This is a genomic window from Lishizhenia sp., from assembly GCF_033720595.1.
GTDB lineage: Bacteria > Bacteroidota > Bacteroidia > Flavobacteriales_D > Crocinitomicaceae > Lishizhenia.
Map to the genome: position 1 here is coordinate 1 of NZ_JAWWCF010000075.1, position 12,618 is coordinate 12,618.

15 protein-coding genes are annotated in these 12,618 nt (G+C 37.2%); 8 read left to right on the top strand and 7 right to left on the bottom strand.

What is annotated here, in order from left to right; all coding sequences use genetic code 11:
* From R3333_RS07035 to mutY, 5 genes are all read right to left on the bottom strand, one after another.
* Positions 1-195, bottom strand: a 195-nt coding sequence (locus R3333_RS07035) for a hypothetical protein (protein ID WP_318958082.1), incomplete at its 3' end; no start/stop codon positions are given.
* A 103-nt stretch (positions 196-298) separates the two neighbouring features.
* Entirely contained in the window at positions 299-868 is a 570-nt protein-coding gene (locus R3333_RS07040) for a hypothetical protein (protein ID WP_318958083.1), read from the bottom strand.
* The gene (gene gldE / locus R3333_RS07045) at positions 849-2,180 is read right to left on the bottom strand and encodes a gliding motility-associated protein GldE (RefSeq protein WP_318958084.1); all 1,332 of its coding nucleotides are present in this window, start codon (positions 2,178-2,180) and stop codon (positions 849-851) included. Before gldE ends, R3333_RS07040 begins: the two co-directional genes overlap by 20 nt.
* Before the next feature lie 5 nt (positions 2,181-2,185).
* Positions 2,186-2,653 (bottom strand): single-stranded DNA-binding protein, encoded by a 468-nt coding sequence (locus R3333_RS07050; protein ID WP_318958085.1) that lies wholly within the window; start codon positions 2,651-2,653, stop codon positions 2,186-2,188.
* Positions 2,654-2,731: 78 nt separating this feature from the next.
* Positions 2,732-3,754, bottom strand: coding sequence for an A/G-specific adenine glycosylase (mutY, locus tag R3333_RS07055; RefSeq protein ID WP_318958086.1), 1,023 nt, complete (start codon positions 3,752-3,754; stop codon positions 2,732-2,734).
* Positions 3,755-3,866: 112 nt separating this feature from the next.
* Here mutY and R3333_RS07060 point away from each other — a divergent pair, with 112 nt between their 5' ends.
* From R3333_RS07060 to R3333_RS07085, 6 genes are all read left to right on the top strand, one after another.
* A complete protein-coding gene (locus R3333_RS07060) occupies positions 3,867-4,157 on the top strand; it encodes an HU family DNA-binding protein (protein ID WP_090248495.1) in 291 nt (96 codons plus the stop codon).
* A gap of 311 nt (positions 4,158-4,468) precedes the next feature.
* Positions 4,469-6,016: an Rne/Rng family ribonuclease gene (locus tag R3333_RS07065; protein ID WP_318958087.1), complete on the top strand. Its 1,548-nt coding sequence runs from the start codon at positions 4,469-4,471 to the stop codon at positions 6,014-6,016.
* On the top strand, positions 5,997-6,497 hold the full coding sequence (locus R3333_RS07070) for a regulatory protein RecX (protein WP_318958088.1): 501 nt from the start codon (positions 5,997-5,999) through the stop codon (positions 6,495-6,497). The genes R3333_RS07065 and R3333_RS07070 overlap by 20 nt, the downstream gene beginning before the upstream one ends.
* A 141-nt stretch (positions 6,498-6,638) precedes the next feature.
* On the top strand, positions 6,639-7,352 hold the full coding sequence (locus tag R3333_RS07075; protein ID WP_318958089.1) for a polyprenol monophosphomannose synthase: 714 nt from the start codon (positions 6,639-6,641) through the stop codon (positions 7,350-7,352).
* 98 nt (positions 7,353-7,450) lie between these two features.
* Positions 7,451-8,782 carry a dihydroorotase gene (locus R3333_RS07080; protein WP_318958090.1) on the top strand — a complete coding sequence of 444 codons (1,332 nt, stop codon included), beginning with the start codon at positions 7,451-7,453 and terminating at the stop codon, positions 8,780-8,782.
* A 2-nt stretch (positions 8,783-8,784) separates the two neighbouring features.
* Positions 8,785-9,171 (top strand): DUF4296 domain-containing protein, encoded by a 387-nt coding sequence (locus tag R3333_RS07085; protein ID WP_318958091.1) that lies wholly within the window; start codon positions 8,785-8,787, stop codon positions 9,169-9,171.
* Between the two features lie 188 nt (positions 9,172-9,359).
* Here the strand turns inward: R3333_RS07085 and R3333_RS07090 are convergent, their stop codons facing one another.
* Positions 9,360-10,022, bottom strand: a complete 663-nt coding sequence (locus R3333_RS07090) for a hypothetical protein (protein ID WP_318958092.1) — start codon at positions 10,020-10,022, stop codon at positions 9,360-9,362.
* A gap of 207 nt (positions 10,023-10,229) precedes the next feature.
* Here R3333_RS07090 and R3333_RS07095 point away from each other — a divergent pair, with 207 nt between their 5' ends.
* Both R3333_RS07095 and R3333_RS07100 read left to right on the top strand, forming a co-directional pair.
* Positions 10,230-11,315, top strand: coding sequence for an Mrp/NBP35 family ATP-binding protein (locus R3333_RS07095; protein WP_318958093.1), 1,086 nt, complete (start codon positions 10,230-10,232; stop codon positions 11,313-11,315).
* Positions 11,316-11,317: 2 nt separating this feature from the next.
* Positions 11,318-11,575: a NifU family protein gene (locus R3333_RS07100; RefSeq protein ID WP_318958094.1), complete on the top strand. Its 258-nt coding sequence runs from the start codon at positions 11,318-11,320 to the stop codon at positions 11,573-11,575.
* A 548-nt stretch (positions 11,576-12,123) separates the two neighbouring features.
* On the opposite strand, the gene R3333_RS07105 is transcribed toward R3333_RS07100, so the two are convergent.
* Positions 12,124-12,618 (bottom strand): T9SS type A sorting domain-containing protein (locus R3333_RS07105; RefSeq protein WP_318958095.1); only part of this gene is annotated, 495 nt, incomplete at its 5' end.

Below are 12,618 nucleotides of genomic sequence, written 5' to 3' on the forward strand. Positions count from 1 at the left end.
AGCCTCTATTTGCTCTGAGGGATACTCGCCAATTATAAAAGTATTCTTTTTGTATTGAACATCATCTAAAGATAATCCCAAGGCATTCAGTTCATGTAACTGATCTGTTGTGGACCAAATCTTAACGCGCGAATAAGTTTGTGCGGATAGGCACGACAAAAAAAGTGAAAAGCAGCAAAGTAATAATATCCTCATATTGTAGTATTTAGCATTAAAATTAAGGAAATAAAATGGGAATTTCCCTTATTCTCCTCACTACTAACTACGTATGAAAATTAGAAAGGTAGATTAATTCAACTTAAAACTTGGTTGATTCCAACATCTTAAGAATATCTTCTTCCACAAAATTAAGTACTGGTTTAATTGAATCATAAGAAGGAACAGCGTTAAACATCACATATCCACTCATAAAAATATCCGAAGAATCTGTTAAATAGAACTGTATAGGTTTGGCTACATCTCCTCCTAGAAAAAAGTAAGTTCCATACACTCCGTGCTCTGGATATAATAAAGTAGTGTCTTTGATAAAGGACGCCTTTATTTTGTGCTCATCCACCTTAGAAAGCGAATAATCTATGTAACGATAAAGCTCCGTTTCCATGGGAATATAACTCAAAAACAAAGTTCCATTTAACCCTTTAAAATTGATATCTCTGTTACAAGGGTTTCGCTGGTCTTTTTTATCTACCACTTCGAAATAAGATGGAATAGTAAAACTAAAACCACAGGTATCTTGGTAGTTTTTATAAACCCTTTCTGGGAAGTTTAATTTGAAATAAGTAGAAGGTTTGGGAATGTAATTTTCATCCTCACATGCTACAAAAAGTAAACTCAACACTATGAAAACACTAGTTATTCTCCACATCATCTAACACTATTACTTTTACCATTTTCACTCTTCGTTTATCAGAAGATTCTACTACAAATTTGTAGTGATCGAAAATGATGTATTCGTTATTCTTTAAAATCTTTCCGGCTTGTTCTATGATGAAGCCTGCGATAGAATCTGACTCACCTTTGGCTTCTTCGAAATTCTTACCGTCTATTTCTAAAACTTTGTACAAATCCACCAAAGGCGTTTTACCTTCGAATACATAAGTACTCTCATCTACCTTGGTATAAACTAAATCATCGTCGTCGAACTCATCGGTAATATCCCCAACAATTTCTTCCAATACATCTTCTAAAGTAACAATTCCAGATGCTCCTCCATACTCATCAACCACAACGGCCATGTGCATTTTCATGTCTTGGAATTCCTTTAAAAGATCATCAATCTTTTTATTTTCCGGAACAAAGAAGGGTGTTCTTAGCAATGATTGCCAATTGAAATCTTCTTCCTCATTTAAGTGAGGCAATAAATCTTTGATATAAACGATACCGATAACGTCATCAAAATTCTCTTTATACACTGGAATCCTAGAAAAACCTGCTTCGAGTATCATATCCATCAACTCTCTGTATGTAGAATTCTCCTCTATTGCAGTAACATCCAAACGTGGACGCATTATTTGGCGCACATCGGTGTTACCAAATTTCACAATTCCTTCTAAGATTCTGTGATCGTCTTCTGTATCGTTCTCCTCTCGCGTTAATTCCAAAGCATTTTCAAGGTCATCCGTAGAAACATCAAGAGATCTTTTCTTCGCTGCTTTATTGATAAATTCTGTACCGCGAACCAAACCTAATTTCATCCAGGATATCGGAGGTATTCTACCGATGGAATAAATAGGTTTAGACATGAACAAAGAAAGCTTTAATGGATTTCTGTTGGCATATACTTTAGGTATAACCTCCCCTATCAACAAGATAATGAAGGTAATCCCTGCTACTTCTATTAAGGTTCTCACCCATGGAATTCCATAATCCTCTGGGTATATTTGACCAAAAACATAACTCGATAAAATAACTATCCCTACATTAATGAAGTTATTGGCGATAAGTATAGTAGCCAATAATTCTTTGGGATCATTAATTAAAGTAATAGTAGTTTCTGAAGATTTACTCTTTCCAGTTTTGAGTTCTTCTTTTTCGTTTGGACCTAAGGAGAAAAAGGCTACTTCTGATCCTGAGACCAAAGCCGATAAAAGCAATAATATTGCTAGGACAACAAAACTTATCCCAAGTTCAATATCAACGTTTAATATCGCAAGAAAACAACTGGCGGGTTCAATATCCATAGATTCTAGAATGGTAAATCGTCGTCCTGATCGTCAATTAAATCATTTGCCAATTTTTCAGTTGGCTGCTGTGGAGTACCAGCATTATTATACGGTTGTTGCGTAGGAGCATTTTGTTGCATAGACTGTGCTTCTGCTCTAGACGTCAACATCGTCATGTTATCAGCCACAACTTCTGTTGCATAACGCGTTTGGTTATTTTCGTCTTGCCAGTTTCTTGTTCTCAGTTTTCCTTCAATGTAAACCTTATTTCCTTTTTTCAAGTACTTCTCGGCAACATCAGCCAAACCTCTCCAAACAACGATATTGTGCCACTCTGTATTATCTCTTCTTTCTCCTGTGTTTTTATCTGTATAAGATTCAGAAGTTGCGATAGAGAATCTACACAATTTCACGTTATTATCTAACATTCTAACTTCAGGGTCTCTTCCTAGATTCCCTATCAAAATAACTTTATTTACGCTTCCAGCCATAGTAACAAATGTAAAACAAAGATAATATAAAGTAAATAGAAGGAGGGAAAAATATCTGCCCGAAGCTTTATAGATCACTTAAGCCTTTTCTAAATGTTCCTCTAAAAACCTATCTATCACCCTGGGTATAGCATGGTCCTCTAAATGATCAACCTTGATATAATTATTTAAAACATCCTCTTTTGCCGAGGCTTTCCAAAATTTAACGTGCAACTTTTGGTGACTTAAAACATGCTTGGTTTCATACATCACCCTTCCCTTTATCTCAAAACCTTTTTCTTCTGCAAGTTCTTCTATAGTTTCTTCTGCCTTCTTGGTTTCTATTAAAGGAAACTCAAACATGTTGCGCCAAATACCTTTATCGTCGCGTTGCTGTAAATAATAAGCTTGCTCATCTACTACTATATAGTGTAAAAATCTATCCTGTACCTTTATCTTCTTAGACTTAACGGGTAGCTCTAGTTGTGTACCTTCTTGAAGGGCAATACAACCTGTTTGTAAAGGACATTGCTCACAATTCGGATTTTTAGGTGTACATACCATCGCTCCCATCTCCATCATCGCTTGATTAAAACTGGCAATTTCTTCAGGAATCATCAACTCGTCTGCATAAGACTGAAACTGCTTTTTACCTTGAGTAGTATCTATGGGAGTTGCATCATTAAAATAGCGCGATAGCAACCTGTAAACATTTCCATCAACCACCGGATGTGGCAAATGAAAAGCAAAAGATGCGATGGCAGCGGCTGTATAATCTCCCACTCCCTTCAAGCTTTTAATACTTTTATAATCGGATGGAAAAACTCCTCCAAAATCGTCTATGACTTGCTTGGCCGCAAAATGTAAATTTCTTGCTCTACTGTAATACCCCAAGCCTTGCCAGAGCTTCAAAACTTCTTGTTCGGATGCATTTGCCAAATCTTTAACCTCCGGAAATTCCTTAACAAAACGTTCATAATAACTCAACCCTTGTGCAACTCTTGTTTGTTGAAGGATGATTTCTGAGAGCCAAATACGGTACGGCTCTTGCGTTGAGCGCCAAGGTAATACACGCTTATTTTCTTCGTACCAGTTTATAATTTGACGACCAAAATCTGACATAGATTAATTTTTTTTTAATTTTTTTTGAGAAAAAGCAAAGGTAAACCATTAAAGCTAATTACTTTTGCGCCTGAAAATCACATTGTTGTTATAAATAATAAAAATTACAAAAATGACTAAAGCAGACATTATTGCTGAAATTTCTGAGGAAACAGGATTAGAGAGAGTTGAAGCACAAAAGGCAGTAGAGGCTTTTATGGCATCTATCAAATCGTCTTTAACTAAGGGAGAGAACGTATATTTAAGAGGTTTCGGTAGCTTTGTTGTGAAAGAAAGAGCTGAGAAAACGGGTAGAAACATTTCTAAGAACACAACAATCATAATTCCTGCGCACAACATACCTTCATTTAAGCCTGCAAAGACTTTCGTGGAAGAAGTAAAAACTAAAGTTGCTGTAAAATAATCCCTTATTCGGATATTTTACTAAATATTTTATACCTTTGCACTCCCATTTGAAAGAATGGGAGTTTTTTCGCCCCGTGCGAAAGAAGATTTTTAAAGTAGAATACTAACATTTAATACATAGAGTTATGCCAAGTGGTAAGAAAAGAAAAAGACATAAGATGTCTACTCACAAGAGAAAGAAAAGACTTAGAAAAAACCGTCACAAGAAGAAAAAATAATCTTCTGACATTTTAAAGTTATTAGCAAATTGACTTAGTGATTTCGTATCGCTAAGTCATTTGTATTTATTCACATTTTAAAACGGCTTCCGTGAATTACGAATTAGTAATCGACTCCAGACCAAATGGAGTTTGGATTGCTTTGTTAAAGGATGGAAAGCTGATTGAGTTGCATGAAGAACAAGGGCAAACTGAGTTTTCTGTAGGTGATATTTACCTCGGAAAAGTTAGAAAAGTTGTCCCTAGTTTGAATGCCTGTTTTGTAGATGTTGGGTACGAAAAGGATGCATTTTTGCATTACTTAGACCTTGGTCCGCAATTTAGATCGCTCGATAAGTTTACACGACAAACCTTGCAAAGCAAGCAGAACGTGGCCGACCTTCTTTATTTTAAGTCAGAAGAAGACATTCCGAAAGACGGGAAGATTACAGATATAGTATCTTCTACTCAACCTATATTGGTACAAGTAGCTAAAGAACCTATTTCAAGTAAAGGTCCACGTCTTAGCGCCGAAGTAACATTGGCGGGAAGATTTTTGGTTTTAGTACCCTTTTCTGAAAAAGTGAGCATCTCACAAAAGATCAAAGATCACAAAGAACGCGATCGTTTGAGAGACATCATGCGCGATATTAAACCGAAAAACTTCGGGGTAATTATCAGAACTGTAGCAGAAAATAAAAAGGTCGAGCAACTAGATAATGACTTAAAAAATCTCTTGGAGAAGTGGAAGTTAATGCATCAGAATTTGCAACAATCCACTCCACCTAAACGCGTTTTAGGTGAAATTGGAAAAGCATCTGGTTTATTAAGAGACCTTCTCAACAGTAGTTTTACTAACATACATGTAAACGACGAACAGCTTCTAGAAGAAATGAGCGATTACATTGAAAGTATAGCTCCTGGAAGAGAGAAAATTTTAAAGCATTACAACGGAAAATTAGAAATTTTCGAAAAGTTTGGCATTAACCGCCAAATTAAAGCTTTGTTTGGTAAGAAGGTTCCATTACCAAGTGGTGGATACTTAATTATTGAACACACAGAAGCTATGCACGTTGTTGACGTGAATAGTGGAAACAGAAAGGGCGCAGACAATCAAGAAAGCAATGCTTTGGCAACCAACATTGAGGCCGCTGAAGAATTAGCAAGAGTATTGCAACTGCGTGACATGGGTGGTATCGTAGCTGTTGATTTTATCGATATGCACGAGAAGGAAAACAACAGAGCGTTGTACGAGAAAATGAAGGAATTCATGAAACCGGACCGCGCCAAACACAACATCCTTCCTCCATCGCGTTTTGGGGTTATTGAGATAACGAGACAACGCACAAGACCGGAAACTGACATCAATACCAATGAAACGTGTCCGGCATGTAACGGTACAGGAGAGGTTACTGCAAGTATCCTTTTCACCGAAGAAATTGAAACGAATTTGGATTTCTTAATCCAAGACAAAAAAGAAACTGATATTACTTTATTAGTACACCCATATATCGAAGCATACTTCAAACGTGGACTAATTAGTAAGCAAGTGAAATGGTTCTTTAAATACAAGAAGTGGATTCCGGTAAGAGGAATTACAGCTAACCATTTTATGGAATACTCTTTTGTCAACAAAAAAAATGAGAAAATTGCACTCTGACATGAAGTCGGAGTGCAAATACTCGCTTTTAGAGGCTAAGCAAAAAATTGAAGCCTACTGCGCCTATCAAGACCGCTGCCATTCTGAGGTTGAAAACAAATTATTTTCTTGGGGATTAGACGAAGAAGACAGAAATGTGCTCATCGCAGATCTTATTTCTAATCGTTTTTTAGATGAAGAACGCTTTGCTGAAAGCTTCGTTTCTGGAAAGTTCAACATAAAAAAATGGGGGCGTAACAAAATAAAACAACACCTTAAACAAAAGCGTGTTTCCGAATATTCCATAAAAAAAGGCTTATCTATCATAGAACCTGACGCCTATTATTCAACCCTAGTCCATTTAGCACAACGGAAAAAAGCTAGTTTAAAAGCATCTGAAAACGAATGGCAACAGCGCGCTAAAGTAATGCGCTATTTACATGCGAAAGGCTACGAACAGGATTTGATTTATGAAGTGATGGATACACTTTTTAAAAACTAGTTCAACCCTACAAACTCCGAGATCCCATTTACTCCCGTAACATCTTATTTTACGGCTATTCGTTAAATAATCACAAAGGAAAATTGGGGGTTTTCTTTCTTCGATAATTCCATTATATTAGCAACACTAAAAAATAATGGAGTGTCAGACAGCGTAGTAATCATCCCCACATATAATGAAATAGAGAACATAGAGAAAATGGTTCGCAAAGTTTTCTCTTTAGAAAAAGAATTTCACTTATTAATTATCGACGATAATTCTCCGGATGGAACGGCAAAACGCGTTAAAGAACTGCAGAAAGAATTTCCTACGCAACTTCACCTCGAACAACGTGAAGGAAAACTTGGATTAGGAACTGCCTACATACATGGCTTTAAATGGTCGCTCCAAAGAAATTACGACTACATTTTTGAAATGGACTGTGATTTCTCCCACAACCCAGATGATTTAATTCGATTATACACAGCTTGTAAAGAAAACAATGCTGGCTTGGCCATAGGTTCTCGCTACTGTAAAGGTGGTAAAGTAAGCAACTGGCCCTGGGATAGAGTGTTGATGTCTTATTTTGCGTCTATCTATGTACGAATGATCTTATGGATAGGTATTAAAGACACTACAGCAGGTTTTAAATGTTACGCCAAAGAAGCATTGCAATCGGTAAATTTCGATGCAATTACCTTTAGAGGGTATGCTTTTCAAATCTGTATGAAATATGCCGTAAAGAGACACAAATTTAAAATCGTTGAGGTTCCTATTACTTTTGTAGATAGACTTTACGGAGAATCAAAAATGAGTTCTGGTATATTCAAAGAAGCACTTTTTGGTGTTTGGAAAATGCGCGGACTAAAATTATAAGTTCATTTCTGGGAAATCCTTGGTTTGAGCCTTACCTTTGCCAAGGTATACGAGGTTGAACGCCTTAAACTACCACCACACATACAAAAGAAGTACATATGAAAACAGTAATCAAAGGAGGTTTAGTAATAAACGAAGGAAAGAAAGAACATTTAGATATTCTTATTGAAAACGGGAGAATTACAAAAATGGCAGCAAACATTTCTGAAGCAAATGCTGAAGAAATTAACGCCGATGGAAAATATGTACTTCCTGGATGTATAGACGACCAAGTTCACTTTAGAGAACCAGGTTTAACACACAAAGCCAACATTGGTACAGAAAGTAGAGCTGCAGTTGCTGGAGGTATTACCACTTTCATGGAAATGCCTAACACCGTTCCTAATGCGCTTACACAAAAATTGTTGCAAGACAAATACGACATTGCCGCGAATACAAGTATTGCCAACTATAGCTTCTTCATGGGAGCCTCTAACGACAATATAGAGCATGTTTTACAAACCGATCCGCACAACGTATGTGGTGTAAAAGTCTTCATGGGATCGAGTACAGGAAACATGTTGGTAGATGAAACAGCTACTTTGGAAAAAATATTCTCTGAAGTTCCAATGTTAATTGCCACACACTGTGAGGACGAAGCTACAATTAGAAGAAACACAGAGATTTACCGTGAAAAATACGGTGAAGACATGCCTATTAAATACCACCCAGAAATTAGAAGCGAAGAAGCTTGTTACCTTTCTTCTAGCAAGGCGGTAGAATTGGCCAAGAAATTTGATACTCGTTTACACATTTTACATATCTCTACAGGAAAAGAAACTGAATTATTTAGAAACGATATTCCTCTAAAAGAGAAAAGAATTACTGCAGAAGCATGTGTACACCACTTATGGTTTACAGATGAATTTTACGACGAAAAAGGAACGTTTATTAAGTGGAACCCAGCGGTTAAGTCTGCAGCCGACAGAGACCAAATTTGGAAGGCTTTGTTAGACAACAGAATTGACATTGTTGCCACAGATCACGCACCTCATACCTTGGAAGAAAAAGCAAACAAGTACTTTAGCGCTCCTTCTGGAGGACCATTGGTACAACATGCTTTATTGGCCATGTTGGAGAAATATAAAGATGGAATTATTCCTTTAGAAAGAGTAGTTGAAAAAATGGCGCATGCCCCAGCTGATTGTTTCCAAGTAAAAGAAAGAGGATACTTAAGAGAAGGATACTTTGCAGATATCGTTATTGTGGATCCGAAGCAAGACCAAACAGTAACAAGAGAAAGCTTATTGTACAAATGTGGATGGTCTCCTTTTGAGGGAACTAAATTCTCACACGTTATCGATAGAACTATCGTGAACGGAAAAACGGTTTACCATAACAACGCAATTGTTGAAGCCGGTAACGGTCAACGTATTACCTTCGATAGATAATCATGAAAAAATTAAGGCTTTACATATTGGGGTTTTCTTTCATTTTCACGGCTTGCCAAAACAATTTGGAAGAAAATCCCAGGCCTTCTAACCTCATACCGCAAGACACTTTTCAATATGTTTTACAAGACTTACTCGTTTTAGAGGGGTACGTACAAAACAAATACAGGAGTCTGCCCAATTACTACAAAATCTTAAAACGCGAAGGGCAAGATATTTTTGCCAAGTACCATTTAGACAGCGCGCGTTTTAACGCCTCTTTCACCTATTACAGTAGAGAACAGCAAATTCTGAACGATATCTACACCAAGATTTCGGACTCTTTAAACATGCGTTCATTTTCTTTAGAAAGTGATGTTTCTACACAAAAAGACTCCATTTCGAAGTAAGGATACTTTTACCCCTTAGCGATTGTAAGGATACCCTGCAGGAAGGAAATTTAAAAAAACTTGCGCTTTTGGGGCGACCTAAGAAGCCACAGAAAGCACCCAGCTTTTTTTTAGTTGACAACCGAAGCGTAGGATAAAAAGCGCGGTTCCACCCCAAAGTTCTTGGGGTGAAAAGGGCCAATAAATCATTAAAAGGTAAAGGACATACCTAAATCTAAACTGAAATTTAGGGTCTCTCCTTCGTTTACTTTCCTGCTGAGTGGTAGAAACTCTGTCTCCCCTTGCTCCACTCCGAAAAGATATGCTCTCGCGTTCACTCCTGTGAAAAAACTTACATGGTCTCCAAGTTGATAATTTAAGGCACACTGAACGTTTACACCCGTACTGTGAAGGATATGGTCCTCCCATAAAATAAAATTGTTCGCATCAATGTGCAACACTTCTTCTTCAGCATATCTATACAATAGACCTATTCCATAATCTAAACTAAAGCGTTCATTTAGTATTTTGGTTTTACCTAAATTCATAGCTGTAGTAAGATGTAATCTATTTGCAATTGGTCGTTCTGATTTCAACCTTTCCATATAACTCCATTCATGCAGGTACTGCACAGAACCCGACCACCAGTACCCTTTAGGACTGTAATTTTTATAAGCGACACCAATTGAATTGTGCAGCAAACCGTTAAAAACGCCATTCCCAGGATAAAGTGATTTTACATTTAATGGAACAGTTCCATCAGCATAGTTTTGTAAAAGTCCCGTAAATAGACTTATTCGATGTTTGTTTGTATTTTGACAGAAAACGATACTCGAAAGAATTAAGGAGAAAAGTAAAATTGATTTTTTCATGGTGGTATATTTTTATCTCCATCAAATTAAACGAAATCCAGGCGAAAATCCATAACAATAAAATCCATATTTCAGAGAATTTATACTTCTCTAACGAAGTAAAAGAGTAAAGCCAACACCATTCTTAGTCACCCATTAAACATTCCCCACTTTATCCTTTACTTCTTAAAGTATTAGCCTTATTTTTGCCGGACGTAAAGAATAGCTATGGCAATTACAAGAGACAAGGTATTAGAGGCCTTGGGCAATGTTTTAGAACCTGATTTAAAGAAGGATATCGTTTCTCAGAACTTAGTGGAAGACTTAGTAATAGAGGGAAACACAATTTCACTTACCGTTAATGTTACCAACCCTGCTCTACACGCAAGAAAGCGTATGGAAGAGGCCGTTGAGTTTGCACTAGAACGTGTATTGGGGAAAGAGATAGAAGTTGAGTGTACCGTAAAAGGTATGAGCAATGCAGAATCTGCAACGCGCAGAAGAATCTTGCCTGAAGTGAAAAACATTGTAGCCGTTGCCTCTGGTAAGGGTGGTGTAGGAAAATCTACAGTTACAGCAAACCTTGCGGGTGGATTGGCTAAAGCAGGATACAAAGTAGGTATCGTTGATGCCGACATTTATGGTCCTTCTATGCCAACTATGTTTGACGTAGTAGGAGAAAGGCCTACCATGATAGAAGTGGAAGGTGAAAAGAAAATGGTTCCTGTAATGAGCTACGGTATTCAGATCATGTCTATCGGTTTCTTTACAGAGCAAGACAACGCTGTTGTTTGGAGAGGACCTATGGCTTCTAAAGCATTGACACAATTATTTACAGATACTTACTGGGGAGAATTGGATTACTTGTTAATTGATTTACCTCCAGGAACAGGTGACATCCACTTATCATTGGTACAAACAGTTCCTTTAGATGGAGCAGTGATTGTTTCTACACCACAGGAAGTAGCTTTGGCCGATGCACGTAAAGGAGTGAACATGTTTAAACTAGACGGAATCAAGGTTCCTGTTGTTGGTTTAATTGAGAACATGGCTTGGTTTACACCTGCTGAATTACCAGACAACAAATACTACATCTTTGGTAGAGATGGAGCCAAGAATTTGGCAGAAGGTATGAACGAAACGTTCTTAGGTCACATTCCACTGGTACAAAGTGTAAGAGAATCTGGAGACGTAGGAAGACCTGCTGTATTCCAAGAAAACACACCAACTGCAAATTCCTTTGAAGAATTAGTTCGTAAATTTGTGGTAGAAGTTGAAAATAAAAAAGCAGCTAAAGTTGCTGAAAAAGCATAATTATGGCCTTGAATAAAGAAGAGATTACCAAAAAAATAAATGCAGCATTAGAAGATCTAAGACCTTTCTTAGAGGCTGATGGTGGAGATATGGAATTGGTAAATATTACAGACGAAGGTGTTGCTCAAGTGAAATTATTGGGTGCATGTTCTGAATGCTCTATGAGTCCGATGACTTTGAAAGCAGGTTTGGAAGAAGCCGTAAAGAAAGTGGCTCCAGAAATCATTCGCGTTGAAGCGATTGATATGGCTGAAGCTTAATTGGAATTTTAGACTTTTAGTCTCTCGACTCCGCTCGAGAACCTCCTATTATAAAGGGTTGATGATCTGCAAAAAGCATTGATATTGAAAAGGGATGGACATTTATTGTTCGTCCCTTTTTTTGTTTAGATAGCTAGAGATCTAGATTTCTAGATGGCTAGAATAGATTCATAGACTTTTAGATTGGTCGAGGGAATTGTCTGTCAACTCTGCTCGAGAACCTTAATTATAACTTATTGTTTTAGCATTTGTGACAGGTTTCCGAGCGGAGTCGAGGAACCGGTCTTAGTAAAGCTTATGGATTGATAAAATTGAGGTCTGAGGTTCGAGAAATCTAGAAGACCGACACCCAGCAATTCAATGATTCAATGATTTAACATGGAGAGACTTCATTACACCATCCCCCGTTCTTTATCCAAAGAAAAACCTTTGTGACCTTTGTGGTTCAAACTACCTTCTTGTAGTTTCGTGTTAAATCTGTTTCCTGTAAGAACTAAACAACATAAAAAAGGTCGAGAACTCCCGACCTTAACTTAAATTTCATTATGCTATTTCTTGATAAACCTTTGCGTGGATAAACCAGTTGATGTTTGAATTTGTACTATGTACACTCCAGCTTCTAATGTACTCACATCTATTTTCTGGTTTTTGTTTAAATCATTTAACACCACTTTACCTTGTAAATCAACAACTGAAATTGTTTCCGTTTCTATCTCTTCTTTTAAAGTAATATGAATAAAATCTTGTGATGGGTTCGGTGCAACGGTGAAGTCAATTCCTTGCTCTATCGTTTCATCTGTTCCTACGCCTGTTTTAGTAAAGGTATATACGGTTCCTTCAGCGATGGTTCCATTCAAATATGCTAACTCATCCCCCGTTCCAAATACTTCCATTGTTGGAGAGGCTGGATCTCCTGAAAGGTAAAAACCATCTTCAGAAATTACCTCCGTGTCAAAATCTATGGCTGGAATAAAAGCAACCCCTGGCCCCGTTTCCCCTTCGTAACAATTAACAGCCTGAGTTACAGAAGTAGGTCCAAAATG

Coding starts and splice junctions, on each gene's coding strand:
- R3333_RS07040 (WP_318958083.1), bottom strand. CDS start 868: ATGATGTGGAGAATAACTAGTGTTTTCATAGTGTTGAGTTTACTTTTT.
- gldE (WP_318958084.1), bottom strand. CDS start 2,180: ATGGATATTGAACCCGCCAGTTGTTTTCTTGCGATATTAAACGTTGAT.
- R3333_RS07050 (WP_318958085.1), bottom strand. CDS start 2,653: ATGGCTGGAAGCGTAAATAAAGTTATTTTGATAGGGAATCTAGGAAGA.
- mutY (WP_318958086.1), bottom strand. CDS start 3,754: ATGTCAGATTTTGGTCGTCAAATTATAAACTGGTACGAAGAAAATAAG.
- R3333_RS07060 (WP_090248495.1), top strand. CDS start 3,867: ATGACTAAAGCAGACATTATTGCTGAAATTTCTGAGGAAACAGGATTA.
- R3333_RS07070 (WP_318958088.1), top strand. CDS start 5,997: ATGAGAAAATTGCACTCTGACATGAAGTCGGAGTGCAAATACTCGCTT.
- R3333_RS07080 (WP_318958090.1), top strand. CDS start 7,451: ATGAAAACAGTAATCAAAGGAGGTTTAGTAATAAACGAAGGAAAGAAA.
- R3333_RS07085 (WP_318958091.1), top strand. CDS start 8,785: ATGAAAAAATTAAGGCTTTACATATTGGGGTTTTCTTTCATTTTCACG.
- R3333_RS07090 (WP_318958092.1), bottom strand. CDS start 10,022: ATGAAAAAATCAATTTTACTTTTCTCCTTAATTCTTTCGAGTATCGTT.
- R3333_RS07095 (WP_318958093.1), top strand. CDS start 10,230: ATGGCAATTACAAGAGACAAGGTATTAGAGGCCTTGGGCAATGTTTTA.
- R3333_RS07100 (WP_318958094.1), top strand. CDS start 11,318: ATGGCCTTGAATAAAGAAGAGATTACCAAAAAAATAAATGCAGCATTA.